Here is an 18,360-nt window from a genome sequence, read left to right as displayed (position 1 = left end):
ACTATTCTGTTAAAATGGTTCAATTTTTTTTGCTATTTCTTCTGATACCTCCGCTAATTGCAGCTCTTCTGCTGGTGTTTTCTCTAAATAATCTTTGAGTGCTTTTATGTTATTTAGCATTGCTCTTTGGCTTGGATCACCACCTTGCAATTTAGAAAGATTAGTGACATATTCATGGTATACCTGCGTTACCATACCCTTTACTTTTCCTATATTCGCTGCATAATCACCATACTTTAAAAGATAATCTTTTTCAAGATTTGGTATTTTTTTGCCCCCAGTATCACTATTGTAAAACATTTTTGCCAAACCTATGATAACAGCATTATTTCTATTCTTAAAGTATTCTTCTTGAGTTTCCAAATCAATAATATCACCAGTTAGGTTAGCTATAAATCTATTCAAGCCTGGAGTTACTCCACTATTTTCTTCGAGCAGTGGCATAAAAGATAGGATATTTCTAAATGCTACCTCTGTACTAATTAAAGTCTTATTTTGTGAAGTTATATTTTCATGTGTTTGTTTGGTATTTATTTCATTATTTAATTTATAATTATTCATAAAATGTTGCATAAAAAAACTAGGTTGTGGTTTTTGAGGCTGTATTACTTGCGTATTTTGCAATACACTTAGTGTATTACTTTTACCTGCTTCCCCCTCATATCCACTATTAGTTTTAAGATTTTTATTTTTTATCTTTGGTGTATTGCTCCACATTTTCTCCATTGCATTTTGTGTATCTCTTTGTGTGCTTTGTGCTATATGTTCATTTCTAGCAAGTGGCTCTCTTTGTGTAGTTGTGTTAGCCTCTGTTGTATCGCTTACATTTTCCTGCTGTGATATATAGCTAGAGATAGGTGAGTTGCTACTACTTTGTAATCCCATATACTCCTCATAGCCTCTTTGGAGTATATCATTATCTAGTTTCATACTTCTATATTGTTCTCTTTGCAGTGGATTTAGTTCATTTCTAGCGTTAAACTGCTTTAAAACGAAGTTGTTTTGCCACTCTTGTTGTTTTAGCCTGTTTTTCTCTTGTTCTTTTTGGAAGTCAAAGGATTCTCTTTGGAGCTTAAATGCTTCTTGTTGCATTTTTTGTTGTTCTAGTGCTCTTTGCTTTTGGAATTCATCATTTTCCTTTAGCCTAGATCTTTCATCTATTTTTTCTAACGCTTCTCCAAAGGAGGCAAACCCACCAAAAAGAGAACTAGTAGCCCTATCCCTCTCTTTAGCTATATTTTGCATATTTTGAGCCATTAATGCTAGATATTGCCCACCATCATTGTTGTGTCGTCTCATCTTCTACTCCTAAAAGTTCTCTTTGCAGTCTTAAAAAACCATTTGGATACACTCCAAGCTCAAAGCATTCTAAGAACAATTCTACTAGCTTTCTGTCTTTATTGGTTGCATTTTTATCGTGCTCTAGCTTAGCACAAAAATAATCCAAAAAACTCACATCAAGCTCACTAAAGTCCAAGCACTTCTTGGCAATCTCAAAACTTAAGCTACCTTCACAAGGATAAACTAAAAATTTATTTCCTAAGCTATCTTTGTAAAATAGCCCACTCTCCAAAACTCTAAGCAAGTTAATCCCTCTTTGTAGCTTTAGCTTTCTGTGTTTATTATCATATTTATCAACAACATAGCAGTCATTAGATTCATATGGATAATCTATTTCACAATACAAAGTGCTTTGCAGAATCATTTATAGCCTTGTGTGCTTCTTGCTCTCTAGCTCTATCTTCTTTATACATTGCACTTTGTTCTCTCCATTGTTGTTCTAGTAAGTTATTTGCTCTTTTTTGTTCTTTTAGTGATTTTCTAGCGTTGTAAAACCCAGCAATACCACCAGCAATATTTGCCACACCTCCTATTGTGCTACCTATATTTCCTAGTCCTCCAAGCTTGTCGTTAAATCCTTTTAGATTCCCATAAATATTGCTAAAGAGACCACCACTTTTTGCTGTATCAAGTGTGCTAACTCCTTTTAATGTATCTTGCCAACCGCCATTTATATAGTTTTGAATAGGAGTTATTCCGCTATTTAGCGTTGCACCACCATAGCCTAAGGTGCTTTTGCTCTTTTGCCAAGCAGTCATTTTATCTCTCCACTTTTAATTATTTCTACTATTTTTCTGCTTCTAACGCCTACTTGTCTATACCATTTGCTACTCTCTAGCCCTTGTGCTACTTTATTCCAGTTTCTAGCTTCTATTGCTTTAATTGTGTTTTTAAAAGTGCAAAACCCTCTAAAGCCTAGATTATACACCATATCACATAATGCACCTTTTCTTGCAGTATCTAAGCTCTTAAACCAAGCAAAATTAGAATCTAACTGCTTATAACATCTCTCTAGCTCACTTCTTAGCCACTCTTTTGCTACTTCCTTACTTACTTTGCCGTTCTCTAGCATTTTCTTTTCATCTTCGCTTAGTGGGTTTGCTTCTATGTTCCTACCATATCCTATCGTATCATATCCAGCAGGGCATTTATACACATGCTCGACAAACCCTTCGCTTATTGCTGTATGCTCTATTATTTTTTCTATTGTTTCTTTCATTACTTGCTCCTTTTTGCTTTGCATTTTAGGAGTTTTAAAGATAGGTTGTAAGGGATAATTTCCCCCTTTTTTGCCACTCCACCAAAAGGCTATAATTAAGGTGATATTTTTAGGAGTTATTATGGACCATGTAGAATTTATAAATCTTATGCTTAGCGATGGGAATTTTGGTTTTGGCGTTGTTATTGGGAGTATTATTGGTGTATTTCTTATGGGAAGACACAAGGACAAAGAATTGCAAAGCAAACTAAGAGAGATAAAACAAAAAGACGACGCACTAGACAAGGCAGAAAGGAGGAGGGTTGAAGAGTCAAAAGCAAATAGAGAAGAGATAGAAAAGCTAAAAGAAGAATTAGTAAATTTAGAAGCTAGAAAGAACAAAGAAATAGCTTCTCTAAAAATATCAGCTTCTGCTAAAGAGTTTAAATTATAAGCAACAAACCACGATTCTAAGGCACTCTAAGTAAGATTTGATTATAATTTGCCGTGAAGTTTGTAACTCTTAGTGAAGAGTTCGAGGCTTCACTAAGAGAATCGCTCCACGAAAGGAGGATTTTCTTTATGTTCAAAATCATTTTGATTATAGCATTAATTTGCTTGATATCAACACCTATTTATTAAAGGTGGCTTAAGGAGATTTTCCTTAAGCAGTGATTTTTAGCATATTTAAATACAAGATTATATCCTCCAAATTCTACCTTGTGCTTTTAGCATTCTTTGTGGAATTCTTTGACCATTTTCTATCTTGCTTGTTATTTTTGGTTTGCATTCTTTGAAATATAATGCTGTGCTTAGTGCGTCTATGCAGTCGTTTTTCCTATGTGGTTTCTCTGGGTTAAAGGAAGCTAGTTGCTTTTTTACCTTATCTACTCCTAGTGCAGTGCTTAGGTATCTTAGATAGCCAGTATTTAGATATGGTTTCATACTTGATATTTTTTGCATTTTGGAGATTTCTTTTATTGTTGGATATGTTTCTATTTGGTTTGTTATTGGAGATTTGCTATCTCTTTTTAGTCTCTCATTTACCTTTAGCACTTCTTTTTGCAATAGTCGATATAGCATTAGCCCACCACCAGCACCTTCTATAAATATTTTAGAATCTCTATACTTTAATGCCATTTCAATTATATTATTGCACATTGCCTCTTCATCAAAGATTCCTGCTATGCAGTCTTTAAGAGTATATCTTGGTAGAGAATCAAAGCTATCAACTCCAACAACAACAATAGCTCTATCATCTGCCTTTAGACTTAGAGATTCGGCATTGTCAATAAAGATATAGTCATTACACCCATCTAGCTCATATGACGCAATAGGAGTGAAGTTAGATATATCAAAGTATCCACTCTCCCTTGCTTGTGGCTCTTGTTGCATTTGTGTTTGGAAGTCATCTTCTCCCATTTCTTGTTTCAATATCTCTAGCTCTTCAAGCGTGTGTCTATCTTTAAAGAGTGGTTCTCTTGCCTCTCTTTTATAGCTAAAGCTTCCTATTTTGTAAATTTCTTCCTTTTCGTTTATAGCTTGTAGTTTTAAGATTCTCCAGGATTCTATTATGCTCTTACTTACATTTCTTTCATTTAGCAAATACCCACATAAATCCTCATCGCCCAACCTTTGCATTAGTATTACAATACTAGATTCATTGTCTTTCAAACGACTTAGCACACTTCCTTGAAAGTTATTATTTACCATTTATTTGGTTCATCATTAAATAAATGTGTAAAAATTTCACTATTAAAATCTTCGCTTTGCAATACCTGAATTATTTTTTTAATAACTTTTAAATCGTTTTTTAATAATGCTTCTTTTTTGAGTAAATTGAATTTATCCCTTCCTATTAATTTTATTATTTCTAGTTGATTATTCTCAACTTCCACCTGTATATTATGAGGAATTTCATTATTTATCTCATCGTTAATAGATAGGGATTCTGATTTAATTTCTACATCTAGTATCTTTTCTTGATTATTATCTTCATTTAGAGATTCAAATAAATATACCTCACCTATAAAATATTTAAACATTCTTCCGCTTCTACCTATAATATTTTTATAAGTAAAATGATTTATATTTTTTGTTCCATTTTTTTATCCCATAAAATAAGATTTTTTGCTGGAATATTAACCCCCTCTATTAAAGAAGATGTAGAAACAATGGTTTTTAGTAAATCTTTTTCTTCAAATAATCTTACTTGCAATTGTGATAGACATCTATGAAGCTTTCCATGATGTATTCCCACGCTAATTTTTAGTGTATCATTAAGGTAGTGTTCTCCATAATGTTTTGATAACCATTTTGCAAAATTTTCCAATAAAGCATTTGAATTTTCTATAATGGCGTTTTCCACCAAGATTTCGCAAACTTTCTTTATATTGCTTTGACTTTGGGTATAAACTAGAGTTTTTTCATCTTTTTTTATTATCTCTAGAATTTTTTCTTCTTTTTTAAAGTCCTCATCCTTATAGCATTTATTAATATGAATAAAAACAGTGTTGAAGTTAAGGCATTCAAATTCCATTCCTTTGCAAAGAATACTATTTTCATTTTTTATCTTATCTATATTAGGGCAAATATAATATCTTTGATTAGAAATACCTGTATATTTTAAAATGGCATTTTGCAATGGAGCAAATCTTTCATTTTCGTATTCCTTTGATATTTTATAAAACTCATCAACAATAAAAAAATCAAGCTTTATATTTTCTTTGTTAATAAATGGAAAATATTCAACTGCTCTTTCTGGAGAAAAAATAAAGATATTGTTATTTCTTAAATTGGTTTGCTGGGTAGTTGTGATTATGTTATAGTTATAAAATTTCCTTATTAGTCTTCTTCTAGCTTCATCCAATAAAGAAATAGTAGGGACAATAATTAATATATTTTTTGGTTTTTTCATGGCTATTAGGGCATCGATAATGAAGCTTTTGCCAAAACTTGTTGGAGCAGAAAGAATAAGGCTTTCATTACTTAGAAGTCTTTTTAAAACCCTTGATTGCTCTCTATGTAAAACCATTGGTTCACTTTCTCCAATATCTGTTTTAAAGCATTCTAGCAAGAATCTATCTGTTAAAATTGAAGTGGCTTGATTCATATAAGGATATAATCCAAATTGTCTGATAAGATGATTTAGTATAGGCGGATATAAAGCTTTATCTTGAATTTCATTAAGTAAATACAAAAGCTTTTCCTTAGCTTCTGCTTCATTGTTGTTATCATTTAGATTTTCATATATCTTTACACATTTATCAAAAATTTGTTCGTTAGCTAGCGTTTTTGTAACTCTCAAAAATTTGATTTATTTTGCTCACAATTTCCTTCTTGTCAGGAACAGGAAATAAAATTATGTGAAATTTTATTCTATCGATATATGCAATTTCATTTGAAAGTTTTTTAATTTCCTCTGATATTTTATTCCCCTTTTTCTTATGAAAGTTTTTTATCATTGTCTTATAATCATCGGTAATTTCCTCGATGCTTTTTGTATGATCACAATCGTAAATAATAGATATTGGCACATGCAAAATGCCTTTTAATCTATCAAGTTTAATATTCCCATTAATAATTTGCTTGAAACTTGTCAATGTGCTTGTCTGAATGTTATGATGTTCTGCTAGATTATCTAATTCATGTGGATTTGCAATTATTCTAGCTTCATTAAGAATAATTTCGTCACTTAAATTATCTTTTATAGATTTTATAACATTTGTTATAGCTCCATTTAAATTATCGTATAGCTTTGATTCGCCTAGCCACAAATGGCATTCTTGGTTTTCTATAGTTAGATGAACGCTATCAAATCCGAATACTTCCATATTGCGATTTTGTTTATGAAAAATCTTAGGCACAATAGGTAGAGCATTATAATATTCCCTCATAATACCATGGAGGAAAATTTCTCCTATCTCTCCACTTTTGTAATCTATTTTTAGTTTTGAGATAGCTTTATCTAAAATTTCGCCTTCTTTGCCTGCTAAACTTTGCCTTTCTTGTTCTGTTAGAGCACATTCTTTTAAATTAGTAATAATAAAATTTCTAAAATTTTTCATTTTCCATTTTTTGCTTTCAAATTGATTTGAAATAGATAGTAAAAAATGATGATATTGATGACATAGAGTTTCATCCAAAATCATAACAAAATTATCATTGTCAGGATTTTTTACATAAGTATTTATCATTTCTTTTTCCATATTTTTACCCTGCGTAGATTTTCCTCTGCAACTCCTCTATACTACTTCTTAGCATAGGGATTCCGCCAAAGTCCTCTGTTATCTCATATGCCTTACCAAGTGAGCTAAGCTCCAGCAGTCTGCCAAGATTGTTAAAATCATTAATCCCATGCTCTTTATAATATCCAAGCAAAAATTCTATAAGCTTTATTGCCCTTTCTTTGTGGAATTTTGATAAAAAGCCACTATTTTTCACACTTGGCACCCGCTCACTGCGTGAGACTATCTCGCTATTAAAGCTAATATGTGCAAAAATATCATAAATATCGCAATCTTTTCGCTCAAAAATCTCTTTTAGATTCTCTAACACCTCACTATCTATACCCTCATTTGCAAGACTTTTTAAAAAAGTGTCTCTATTTTCTGCATTGCTCCACATCTCTTGCAATTTCTTTTCATTATTATAGAAGCTCCCAAGCTTACCGATTAAGAATTCTAAAAACTCCTTTGTGCCTAGTGGTTTGCCATCTCCTCCTATGTAGCGTGTCTCTATATCTAGCACTTTTAGCTTTGTACCTTTTAGGTGGATTATTACCTTTTCTTTTGGAGTGTCGCTACCTTTACTACCACTTTTACCCTCCCTTATAGACTTAGAATCTTCCCTATCATCTCCGCTTATAACATTACTCTCCCCATCCCATTTTGGATCATAAAAGAGCTTTGTAACCCCAAAGAAATCTAAGATTATAAAAAAGTCCTTACCCTCATAGATTCTCGTGCCTCGCCCTATGATTTGCTTAAACTCTATCATCGAGCCTATATTTGCTAAAAGCACGATATTTCGCACATTTCTTGCATCTACACCAGCTGTTAGCATTTTGGAGCTTGTAAGGATTACTGGATATTCTTTATCATTATCTTGAAATGCTTTTAGATAATTTAGCCCGATAACCCCCTCATCGCTTGTAACCCTCACACAATAATCCTCTCTTGGTATTTTCTTAAACTTATCAATAGCCACTTTCATGGCACTTGCATGGGCTTGATTGGCACAAAAGATAATTGTTTTATCCATAGGATTAATAAGCTCTAGAATCTTTTTAGCGATAAATTCATTATATTTTGGAAGTGTGATAGTGCGTTCAAACTCGCCTAGCTCATAATACTCTTTTTCTAGCTTTCCTTGCACCAAATCATCAGGATTGTGCGTATAGCCATCATTTAAAGAGGTTATGATACGCTTGACTTTATAAGGTGTTAAAAAGCCATCTTCTATGCCCTCTTTTAGACTATACTCATACACTGCATCACCAAAGTATTTATAAGTATCTACATTATCGCTTCGCTTTGGCGTGGCAGTAAGCCCCAAATGCACCGCACTTTTAAAATACTCTAGCACAGCCCTCCAGCTACCCTCATCATTTGCCCCACCTCTGTGGCACTCATCAATGATAATAAGATCAAAGAAGTCTTTAGGATACTGCAAATAAAACTTACTCTCTATCTTCTCTTGTGTGCTCCCTTTTTCTTCTCTCTCTTGGGATTTATCCGCACTACTTAAACTCTGATAGATTCCAAAAAACACATCACCACTTGTAGGCACTCTGCCTCCATTTTTCTTTAGCTCCTCTGCACTGATTTCTTTACAATCACTTTCTATATAGTTAAACTCACTTAAAGCTTGATTACGCAAAGTAACACGATCACAAAGAAATAAAATCTTTGGCTTTCTATTAGCATTCTCTAAATTCCACCTAGCTTCAAGGAGGCGATAGCAGAGTGCAAAGGCTATGGCAGTCTTACCTGTGCCAGTGGCTAGAGTAAGTAAGATTCTATCTTTGTTATTAATTAGGGCTTGCACCACTCTATCTACTGCGATTTTTTGATAATAACGCAATTCTTTTTGTGGGATTTGGTATTCTCTTTGGGTTAAAAGCTTGTATTGCCACTCTAGTAGATTTCCAAAAGTCCTAGCAAATAAAATCTCTGGGCTTGGAAATTCCTCTATATACTCACCCTTTAAATAATACATATCATATTCAAAAATCTGCTTACCATTTGTCGCATATACAAAGCGGATATTTAAGATTTTGGCATATTCTATGGCTTGTGATAGCCCAGAGAAAGAATCTTTATCTAATCTTTTAGCTTCAATGATGGCTAGATTATTATTTTGAAAGCTAAGCAGGTAATCTGCAAATTTTTTCACTCCCCTTTTATTACCAGGTAGCTTTCTACCATCGGTAAAATAATACTCTCGCTTTATACAATCCTCATTCCAATGAGACTCTTTTAACTTTGTATCAATAAACTTTACTCTTGTATCTGCTTCACTTAACAACATAACCCCTACAACAAATCCCTATCAAAACTCTTATAAATCCTAAGTAATGCAATAAATAAAGCTGTAATAGCAGGACCTAAGACAATCCCCCAAAATCCAAAAGAAGTAAGCCCAGCAATAATGGCAAAAAATATCAGCATTTCATTTATCTTTAGCTCTGCTTTTATTAGCACCCTATTTATAAATGCGATAATAATTGGTTTTAGGCCATTATCTGCCAATGTAGCAATTACTACAATAGAATACAAAGAAACAATAATTGCATTACTTAAATTCCCTAAATATAGCTCATATAATGCAACTGGTAGCCAAACTAAAGTCCCTCCAACAACTGGAACTAATGAAGCAAAACCATAAAAAACACCAAACAAAAAGGCATTATATCCATAGAAATAAACAAAGATTCCAAACAAGAATCCTTGCAATACCATTGAGACTATCGAACTATAAAAAACTACCCCAATTACTGCACTAACTTCGTTATATATTTCCCTAGTCTGCGTAGAATTAAGTGGTATTAACTCCAAGATATATCTTCCAAAACTAGCACCATAGTAGTAAAAAAAGAACAAAAACACCATAATAAAAAACATATCATTTATAAAGAAGATTCCACTCTTGCTTGCCTCTGTAAATATAGCTAAAGCCTTATTGACAACAGAGCCTATATCAATTTCGTTTATTTTGTGTAATAAATTTACTATCTCATTTGATATTTTATTTGGCAGATATTCTAATGCCTCCATTACAACGCTTGTTATACTCACATTTATATGTGTTGCAAATTTTTGTAAATTTGCAAAATCAATTGAACTTGCCATATTGGCTAAATTGATAACTACATAAAGCAATGGCACAAAACATAACAACAAAAGCAAAAGAATCATAATGCTTGAAGAGAAGAATCTATTGTTAAGTCTTTTATTTATAAGAAAATAAATCTCTTGAGTAGATAAAAACAACAAAAACGCTATTAAGAGATTCATTAAAAACGGAGAATAAAGCTTTAAAATAGCTAAAAAGACTAAAAGTAAAATCCCCAAAAAGAAGATTCTGCCCCCTTTACTCTTATCTATCACTATTGTGTCCTAGAAGGATACATAAATACACTTTTTCTAAACACCTCTATTGCCTTATTGTCCACTGCATAAGCACGAATCTGTATAGGTATGTGAGTATCTTTTATATCGCTTTGTGCTAGGTTATTAGTAGTTTGTAATACCACTATTTGCTTATACTTTTCACCTGATTTTATTTTGAATGTTTTACTAGGGCGCTTTATTGTGATATTTGGATTACCTACCACTTCAAAGTAAAATTCATGCTCTAACTTATCTGTATTTTGGAATAAAAATACATAAGAATTCTCAACAACACCATTATCTCTTATAGTATAAAGCTCACCACGATTTATATTAAGTAGCATACTCTCTTTTGTAGAACCCATGATTATAAGCCCGATAAATACAGCACACAAAGCAACAATATAAGCAATAGTCTTAAACCTAAAATACCTAACCTTTAGTCTATCTTCTATGGCTTGAGGGCTAGTCCATGAAATAAGTGTTTGCTTACCCAAATTACCCATTACCTTTGTGCATTCATCTGCACATTCTAAGCAATTTATACATTCTAGTTGCATACCTTTTCTTATATCTATGTGAGTTGGACACACCTTTACACATGCTTCACAGCCTGTGCATTCGGCATTTAAAGTCTCTGGCTTTTTCCATAGCTTCACACCTTGTGCGTTAAATACCTCTCCACCCCTTTTATAATCATAAGTAGTCATAATCGTATCATTATCATACAATACGCTTTGCACACGGCTATAAGGACACATATAAATACAGAAATTCTCTTTTAAAAATACAACATCAAAAATCAAAAATATAGTAAATCCAAGCAAGAAAATCATTAAATATTTATGCTCTAATGGCTCTTGTAAATAGGCAAAAAAATCATGTGGAGGAACAAAATACCACATAAGATTCGATGCAGCAACAAAGGCTAAAACAGACCAAATACAAATTGCTACAAATTTCTTTAGTTTATTGATCCCAAGCTCCATATTTGGCTCTAACTGCTTGTTTTCTCTTCTTTTTCTTAATTTTAGAATTTTAGTTTCTATCAAATCTCTATAAATTACTCTAAATATAGTCTGCGGACATGCCCACCCACACCATATTCTACCTGCTAGAGTTGTTAAGAAAAATATCGCTAAAAACATCAAAATAAGCAAAAAAGGCATTAAATATAGCTCTTGCATATCAAATACCACACCTAGTAAATGCAACTGCTTATGATCAAAAGATAGCAAAAATATCTGATTTCCATTAATTTTTAAAAAAGGAATAATTAGCAATATAAAAGACGCCACGAGATAGACAAAATATCGTTTTTTTAAATATTTAACACCACTTATTTTTGCTACCTTGCTTCTATTTTCCATGCACCACTCCGCCGAATTAAAGTTCAAAAATTATAGGACAAAATACTAAAAATTAAATAAAGATTCATGCAGTCTTTAAAGTAATAACAGCCAATACAATAATAATAATTCCAACCCAACCTATAGGCTTTAGCTTTTGTTTAAAAAAATACCACCCACCAATTGTAGTTCCTAATATACCAATAGAACCCCAAAGTGTATAGGCAATGGCAAGCTTCATCCCACCTTCAACACTAAGTGCCAACAAATAAAAAGCTCCCCAAACAAGAAAAATAGATAAAAATCCCCACTTTAAATTCCTAAAACCATCTGATTTATTAAGCGTTAGATTAGCAATAATATCGAGTATAGCTGCTAAAATTACATAAAATAAATAAATATTAAACATATAATTAACCCCAAATTAAGCTTTCGTAGAATCTTCATGGTATTCGCCAAGATTTACCAAAATAATCCCGAGCAAAGCTAGTGCAAGACCGATATATTCTTGAATCTTAAGACTAGTATCAAATATAAAAACTGCAATAATTGTAATAAGGCTAAGACCAACTATCTCCCATATGGCATATGCTGTGCCTACATTTATCTTGCGTATGGCTAATGACATGAAATAATAAGCAATCCCAATCATCAAAAACATAAATCCATAAATCATTATTTTGTCATCTTCCCCAGTATAGTTCATAACAGATACGCCAAAGACTTCACAAACAATAGCTAACAATAAAAAAATCCATGCCTTAAGCATCAAAAACCTCACTAAATCCCATAAAATATTGTAAAAATCAAACTACAGATTATATCATAAAGGATAAATAAATAAAAAATTGCTAGAATTTAGAATCTGTTTAAAGTTAATTGATAATATTTAGTAGATTATTTTAAGGATTTTTTATTTTTATATCATGTATAGAATAGAACTTTTTGATTACTCCATAAATTTCGGCACACTACCAAAAATCACTCACGATGGCAAAGTATTAATAATTAGTAACCCAAAAATAAGCGGACTTCATATGCAAAAGTTGCTAAAAAACATACAAGCACGAGAAATATATATATGCACGATAGATGATGGCGAGGAATACAAAACAATGGCAAGTGTAGAATCCATACTCCAAAGTGCCTTTAATCACAAGCTAGATAGAAAATCACTTTTTATTGCATTTGGAGGTGGAGTTATTGGAGATATTGTAGGCTTTAGTGCTGGAATCTTTATGCGTGGGATACCATTTATCCAAATTCCAACCACACTTCTTTCGCAAGTGGATTCGAGCATTGGTGGTAAAGTTGGTATCAATAATAATTATGGCAAGAATCTAATAGGACTTTTTAATCAACCAAAAGAAGTGTTTATCGATGAATCTTTTTTAAAGACACTGCCTAGTAGAGAATTTAATTCAGGATTTGCAGAAATAATCAAAATGGCTGTATGCTTTGACAAAGAATTCTTCTTACAACTACACAAATATGATGATAAAAATCTTCTTGATACAATAAAAATGGCAGTAAGAATAAAAGCAAAGATAGTAAAAGAAGACGAAAAAGAAAACGGAATAAGAGCTGCACTAAACTATGGACATACATTTGCACATGCAATAGAGCTAGAAACAAACTACAAAAAGCTTCTACATGGAGAGGCTGTAAGTATAGGTATGGTAATGGCAAATAGCCTAGCTTTAAAACTAAACCTGATAAGCAATGAAGAATCTCAAAATATAAAAAACTTACTAGAAGCATTCAATTTACCTACAACTTATAAAATAAACAATATAAATAATTTTAAAAGCCTAATGCTTTTAGATAAAAAATCACAAAACAATAAAATAAAATTTGTCCTGCCAAAAGGCATAGGTTCTTTTGCACTTAATGATGATGTATCAGATTTAATATTAGATGAGGTTTTAAGAGAATTTGCATGAAAATCTTTATTGTTGTATTATTATTTTTTTTGCCACTTTTCTCAAACCAAAATATACCAAAAATAGATTCACAAATAAAAAAAATAGATAACTTTCTAAACAACCACAACAACCCATGGATAAAAAGATATAAAAGCTATAAAACATATCAACAAGTAGAATTTAACATAATCAAAACGCAAGAAAAAATAGAAAGTCTGCAAAAAGAAAAAATAACCATTGATATACAAAACCAAATAAATAATCTACAAAGAAATTTAGACACATTACAAAAACAAAAAGATATATTATCAAACTACAAAGATAGTCCATTTATTGATCTAACTACACCGCAAGATTTAGGTAAGACCCCAAATGTAACCAATATATTTCTAATAGTAAAAGCCCTATCATACATGAAACAATCAAACGAAACACTAAAAACACTACAAAAAAACTATCAGTCTCTATTAGAAAACATAGAATACCTAAAACAAAAAGATAGATTACTAAAAGAATTACTAGAGATTTATGATAAAGATAAAGATAATATTATCGCATTTTGCAAGCTAAATTCTTGTCTTTTTGAAAATACATACAAAATACAAATGCAGCTAAACGACACACTAGGAGCATTTAGAGTTTTAGAGGCAACTAGAAATGTGTTTGTTACAACCTTAGAGTTTTTAGAAAAAGATATAGCAGATAGTAATGAACTAATAAAATCACAAGTAAAAGCCCAAATAATAAAAGGAGCGTATATAGGAATTACGATTCTTATTTTATTTGGCATTGCATTATCTATAAAATTAGCAGTTAAAAAATACATACATGACAATGAAAGAATCTACACAACAAACAAAATAATAAACTTCCTAAACATAACACTAATCATACTTATTTTACTTTTTGCATATTTAGATAATGTTACATATCTTGTAACCGTGCTTGGCTTTGCTTCTGCTGGTTTGGCTATTGCCATGAAAGACTTATTTATGTCAATTCTTGGCTGGATTGTAATAGTAGTAAGCGGTGCTGTGCATGCAGGAGATAGGATAAAGGTAATAAAAGATGGTGCAGTATATGTCGGTGACGTCTTAGATATATCAATCCTTAGAACAACGCTATATGAGGATATAACACTAACTACATATATGGATAATAGGCGTGCTGGAAGGGTTATTTTTATACCAAATAATTTCATTTTTACAACAATGTTTTCAAATTATTCTCATAGTGGACTAAAAAGCGTATGGGACGGGATTGACTTTACAATCACTTTTAACTCTGATCATATAAAAGCATGTCATATAGCAAGAGAATGTGCAAAAAAATATGCCAAAGGATACACCGAATCTACAAAAAAACAATTCAATAAACTAAGAGATAAATACACAATAAAAAACACAAGCGTAGAGCCAAGAGTATTTAGCTTCTTAGAGCCAAATGGAATTAGAATCTCTGTATGGTATCTAACTGATGCATTCTCCACACTTGCAATTAGAAGTAGTATAAGCAGTGAAATAATAAGTGAAATAATAAAAGAGCCAAACATAAAGATCGCATATCCAAGCACAACTATATATCATGGAGATGCACTTAAAGATTCAAAACAAATAACAGATGGGATAATACCCAACATATAAAAATATAGGAAATATTATGCAAAAACCTAAAGTATATTTTAAAACATTTGGTTGTAGGACTAATTTATTTGATACTCAAGTAATGATAAACTCACTAAAAGATTTTCATAAAACAAATTATGAAGAAGATTCAGATATTGTGGTGGTTAATTCTTGCACAGTTACAAATGGTGCTGATAGTGGCGTTAGAAACTACATAAACAGACTCCAAAATGAAGGCAAAAAAATATACTTCACTGGTTGTGGAGTGGATACACAAGGCAAGAATCTCTTTGATAAAGGGCTTGTATTTGGAGTTTTTGGACATTCTTTAAAAGAAAGCATAAATGATTTATTGAAAAAACAACACAACTTTTTTTTCAAAGGCGACAATGAAAGCTTAGATTCAAACATAGTATCTGATTTTAGCGGTAAAAGTAGAGCTTTTATAAAGATACAAGAAGGTTGTAACTTTGCTTGTTCGTATTGCATTATCCCACAAGTTAGAGGAAAAGCTAGAAGCTTTGAGCTAACAAAAATAATAGAACAAATAAAAATACTATGCGATAATGGATTTAGCGAATTTGTCCTAACAGGGACAAACATGGGAAGCTGGGGAATAGATAAAAATGAAAAATTATCACAATTAATAGAAAGTATATGCGATATAGATGAAGTAAAAAGATTGAGACTTGGGAGTTTAGAGCCTTCGCAAATAGATTCTAGTTTTCTTTCAGCATTACAAAACCAAAAAATTGAAAGACATCTACACATAGCATTACAACACACTTCACCAACAATGCTAAAGATAATGAATCGCCAAAATATATTTAAAAATGACTTAGAATTATTTACAAAACTACAAAAAATGGGTTTTGCACTAGGGAGTGATTATATAGTGGGACACCCTGGAGAGAGTGAAGAGATATGGAATGAAGCCATGACAAATTTCAAACTTTTAAATCTAACTCACATACACAGCTTCATATATAGTAAAAGAGATGGCACACGCTCAAGCACTCTAAAAGATACAATAAATGGCAATATCTCAAAAGAACGCAAAAAACAAATAGAAGAAATAGTAAATCAAAATAATTACAACTTCAGAAAAGATATACAAACTTTAAAAAAACCACTAAAAGTGCTAATAGAAACAAGCAAAGAAAATGGAGATTCTTATATCTCACATGGATTTGATGAGTATTACAATAAAATAGAAATAACATCAAAAAACAAGCTAGATAAATGGATAACCATAAATGACTTTGTAGCTAAAAATGAGGGAAATTATGCAGAAATATAAACTTCTAACAATAGGTATAGTCCTATCAATAATCGCTGGTATCTTACTTTTATATATATCATCAAAGGATAGATCAATACTAATAAGTGCAAAAGAAGCCACAACAATTCTGCAAGAAAAGTCCCCAAGTGAAGCAATAATAAAGGGAGATTATATATATTTCTCACTAAATTCTCACAACTATAAAGTCGCAAAAGATAGCATAGACTTAAAAGAAATCGGACAACAAGTGCCAATAGAAATACAACAAACAAGCTCATTTCAAAATACTATCGTTGAAATTTTAGCCATTGTTTTTGTTGTTATTGTAATTTTATACATAATTGCAAAACTAAACCAAAAACAACAGAATCTAGAAATAAAACAAATAAGACCAAATAATAAAAAAATAGAAGAAGCAAAGGAATTAGCAAATAACGCTTTTGATCTACACAGAATAAAGCCAATACAATCAAATATCACATTTGATGATGTAGCAGGTATTAGTGAAGCAAAAGATGAGCTGGAAGAAATAATTAGCTATCTAAAAGAACCACAAAAATATCAAGAATTTGGGATAAAACTTCCAAAAGGAGTGCTATTAATTGGACCTCCAGGAGTTGGTAAAACACTAATAGCAAAAGCTCTAGCAAGTGAAGCAAATGTGCCATTTTTCTATCAAAGCGGAGCAAGTTTTGTCCAAATATATGTAGGAATGGGTGCCAAGAGAGTAAATGATCTCTTCACAAAGGCAAAGCTAAATGCTCCATCAATAATATTTATCGATGAAATTGACGCTGTAGGAAAAATAAGAGGTGGAGGAAGAAATGAAGAAAGAGAAGCAACTCTAAATCAACTGCTAACAGAAATGGACGGCTTTGAAGATAGCAATGGAGTAATAGTAATAGGTGCTACAAATAACATTGAATCTATGGACGAAGCATTGCTTAGAAGTGGTAGATTTGATAGAAAAATATTTGTAGAACTACCAAATTTACAAGAAAGAATAAAGATTTTAGAAGTGCATACAAAAAATAAAAATTGTAATTTTGACTATGAAGAAGTAGCAAAGCTATGCGTTAGTTTTAGTGGAGCCGCTATTGCTTCACTAATTAATGAAGCAGCCCTAAATGCAATCAAAAGAAAATCAAAAGTAATAGAAAAAGAAGATATCCTAGCTGTAAAAGATAAAGTAATGATGGGCGTTAGAAAAAAACTAAGCCTAAATGATAAAGAAAAAGAAATTCTTGCATATTATCAAAGTGCAAAAGCCTTTAGTGCTTATTGGCTTGAAGTGCCTTTTGAGAAAGTGACACTAATGAATGATGGAATAAAATATATAGATAAAGAATTTTTAGGAAAAAATGAACTAGAAAATAAAATAAAGATTCATCTATCTGGAATTGCTGCACTAGAGCTAATATATGAAGAATCTTACTCTCATTGCAAAAACGATCTAAAAGATGCAAAAAACATAGCATACAAAATGGTCGAATCATACGGCATGGGAGAGTATCTAATAGGAAAAGAAGAAGATACACTAAAGATACTTGAGATGTGTAAAAAAGACAGATTTGACTTTTTTAAAAATCACAAACTTTTATTAGAAAAGCTAAAAGATAAACTACTAGAGAATGAAAAACTAACGATAAATGAAGTAGCAAAGATAATAAATGATAATTTTTAACTCCAAAAAAGCACTAAAATTGATACCTAAAAAGCTATTAACACAATTTAGTGTGATTGATTCAATAAATGTCGAATCTTCGATAAACTGCACAATATCGTTGCTAGAAAACAATAAAAGAATCCAAGCTTTAATTTTGGTGTTCCCAAGATTTAAACATAAAAACCTATTACCAAAACTAGAAAAAATAAACAACTTCAAATGCGATATATACTTTATACAACGCAAAGCACGCTACAACAAAGAATTAGAAAAACTGGGGATCTTAATTTTATTATAAACAATCAAATAAAAAACAATAAAAATAACAAAAAACTATGCAATGAGATGAGCAACTAAAGAA

The 18,360-nt window shown here is 31.5% G+C and carries 19 protein-coding genes; 6 read left to right on the top strand and 13 right to left on the bottom strand.

The window, feature by feature from the left end:
• Positions 1-9: 9 nt before the first annotated feature.
• From PF021_RS02245 to PF021_RS02230, 4 genes are read right to left on the bottom strand one after another with little or no spacing between them, the layout of a single operon-like run.
• A complete protein-coding gene (locus tag PF021_RS02245) occupies positions 10-1,299 on the bottom strand; it encodes a hypothetical protein (protein WP_271020778.1) in 1,290 nt (429 codons plus the stop codon).
• The gene (locus PF021_RS02240) at positions 1,280-1,705 is read right to left on the bottom strand and encodes a hypothetical protein (protein WP_271020777.1); all 426 of its coding nucleotides are present in this window, start codon (positions 1,703-1,705) and stop codon (positions 1,280-1,282) included. Before PF021_RS02240 ends, PF021_RS02245 begins: the two co-directional genes overlap by 20 nt.
• Positions 1,677-2,099 carry a hypothetical protein gene (locus PF021_RS02235; protein WP_271020776.1) on the bottom strand — a complete coding sequence of 141 codons (423 nt, stop codon included), beginning with the start codon at positions 2,097-2,099 and terminating at the stop codon, positions 1,677-1,679. The genes PF021_RS02240 and PF021_RS02235 overlap by 29 nt, the downstream gene beginning before the upstream one ends.
• Positions 2,096-2,560, bottom strand: a complete 465-nt coding sequence (locus PF021_RS02230; protein ID WP_271020775.1) for a glycoside hydrolase family protein — start codon at positions 2,558-2,560, stop codon at positions 2,096-2,098. Before PF021_RS02230 ends, PF021_RS02235 begins: the two co-directional genes overlap by 4 nt.
• A 121-nt stretch (positions 2,561-2,681) precedes the next feature.
• Here PF021_RS02230 and PF021_RS02225 point away from each other — a divergent pair, with 121 nt between their 5' ends.
• Positions 2,682-2,993 carry a hypothetical protein gene (locus PF021_RS02225; RefSeq protein WP_271020774.1) on the top strand — a complete coding sequence of 104 codons (312 nt, stop codon included), beginning with the start codon at positions 2,682-2,684 and terminating at the stop codon, positions 2,991-2,993.
• A gap of 245 nt (positions 2,994-3,238) precedes the next feature.
• Here PF021_RS02225 and PF021_RS02220 read toward each other — a convergent pair whose 3' ends face one another.
• The 9 genes from PF021_RS02220 to PF021_RS02180 form a co-directional block, all read right to left on the bottom strand.
• Positions 3,239-4,252 carry a hypothetical protein gene (locus PF021_RS02220; protein ID WP_271020773.1) on the bottom strand — a complete coding sequence of 338 codons (1,014 nt, stop codon included), beginning with the start codon at positions 4,250-4,252 and terminating at the stop codon, positions 3,239-3,241.
• Positions 4,246-4,584, bottom strand: a complete 339-nt coding sequence (locus PF021_RS02215) for a hypothetical protein (protein ID WP_271020772.1) — start codon at positions 4,582-4,584, stop codon at positions 4,246-4,248. Before PF021_RS02215 ends, PF021_RS02220 begins: the two co-directional genes overlap by 7 nt.
• A 41-nt stretch (positions 4,585-4,625) precedes the next feature.
• Positions 4,626-5,846, bottom strand: a complete 1,221-nt coding sequence (locus PF021_RS02210) for a DEAD/DEAH box helicase (RefSeq protein ID WP_271020771.1) — start codon at positions 5,844-5,846, stop codon at positions 4,626-4,628.
• Positions 5,821-6,747, bottom strand: coding sequence for a HamA C-terminal domain-containing protein (locus tag PF021_RS02205; RefSeq protein ID WP_271020770.1), 927 nt, complete (start codon positions 6,745-6,747; stop codon positions 5,821-5,823). Before PF021_RS02205 ends, PF021_RS02210 begins: the two co-directional genes overlap by 26 nt.
• Positions 6,748-6,751: 4 nt before the next feature.
• Positions 6,752-9,070 (bottom strand): EcoAI/FtnUII family type I restriction enzme subunit R, encoded by a 2,319-nt coding sequence (hsdR, locus tag PF021_RS02200; RefSeq protein ID WP_271020769.1) that lies wholly within the window; start codon positions 9,068-9,070, stop codon positions 6,752-6,754.
• 5 nt (positions 9,071-9,075) lie between these two features.
• On the bottom strand, positions 9,076-10,149 hold the full coding sequence (locus tag PF021_RS02195) for an AI-2E family transporter (RefSeq protein ID WP_271020768.1): 1,074 nt from the start codon (positions 10,147-10,149) through the stop codon (positions 9,076-9,078).
• A complete protein-coding gene (gene ccoG, locus PF021_RS02190) occupies positions 10,149-11,522 on the bottom strand; it encodes a cytochrome c oxidase accessory protein CcoG (protein WP_271020767.1) in 1,374 nt (457 codons plus the stop codon). The genes PF021_RS02195 and ccoG overlap by 1 nt, the downstream gene beginning before the upstream one ends.
• 64 nt (positions 11,523-11,586) lie before the next feature.
• Positions 11,587-11,910 (bottom strand): SMR family transporter, encoded by a 324-nt coding sequence (locus PF021_RS02185; RefSeq protein ID WP_407081400.1) that lies wholly within the window; start codon positions 11,908-11,910, stop codon positions 11,587-11,589.
• A 15-nt stretch (positions 11,911-11,925) separates the two neighbouring features.
• On the bottom strand, positions 11,926-12,270 hold the full coding sequence (locus PF021_RS02180) for a DMT family transporter (protein WP_271020766.1): 345 nt from the start codon (positions 12,268-12,270) through the stop codon (positions 11,926-11,928).
• Positions 12,271-12,427: 157 nt separating this feature from the next.
• Between PF021_RS02180 and aroB the strand changes: the two genes are divergently transcribed.
• From aroB to PF021_RS02155, 5 genes are read left to right on the top strand one after another with little or no spacing between them, the layout of a single operon-like run.
• Entirely contained in the window at positions 12,428-13,444 is a 1,017-nt protein-coding gene (gene aroB / locus PF021_RS02175) for a 3-dehydroquinate synthase (RefSeq protein ID WP_271020765.1), read from the top strand.
• Positions 13,441-15,069, top strand: a complete 1,629-nt coding sequence (locus tag PF021_RS02170; RefSeq protein WP_271020764.1) for a mechanosensitive ion channel domain-containing protein — start codon at positions 13,441-13,443, stop codon at positions 15,067-15,069. Before aroB ends, PF021_RS02170 begins: the two co-directional genes overlap by 4 nt.
• A gap of 16 nt (positions 15,070-15,085) precedes the next feature.
• Positions 15,086-16,351, top strand: coding sequence for a tRNA (N(6)-L-threonylcarbamoyladenosine(37)-C(2))-methylthiotransferase MtaB (gene mtaB, locus PF021_RS02165; RefSeq protein WP_271020763.1), 1,266 nt, complete (start codon positions 15,086-15,088; stop codon positions 16,349-16,351).
• Positions 16,338-18,017, top strand: coding sequence for an ATP-dependent metallopeptidase FtsH/Yme1/Tma family protein (locus tag PF021_RS02160; protein ID WP_271020762.1), 1,680 nt, complete (start codon positions 16,338-16,340; stop codon positions 18,015-18,017). Before mtaB ends, PF021_RS02160 begins: the two co-directional genes overlap by 14 nt.
• Positions 18,004-18,297, top strand: a complete 294-nt coding sequence (locus PF021_RS02155) for a hypothetical protein (RefSeq protein ID WP_271020761.1) — start codon at positions 18,004-18,006, stop codon at positions 18,295-18,297. Before PF021_RS02160 ends, PF021_RS02155 begins: the two co-directional genes overlap by 14 nt.
• Positions 18,298-18,360 lie beyond the last annotated feature (63 nt).

The organism is Helicobacter ibis, from assembly GCF_027859255.1.
In the GTDB taxonomy this organism is placed as follows: Bacteria; Campylobacterota; Campylobacteria; order Campylobacterales; family Helicobacteraceae; genus Helicobacter_D; species Helicobacter_D ibis.
The sequence above is the reverse complement of the archived record's forward strand: the minus strand, read 5'-3'. Positions and strand labels throughout refer to the sequence as shown.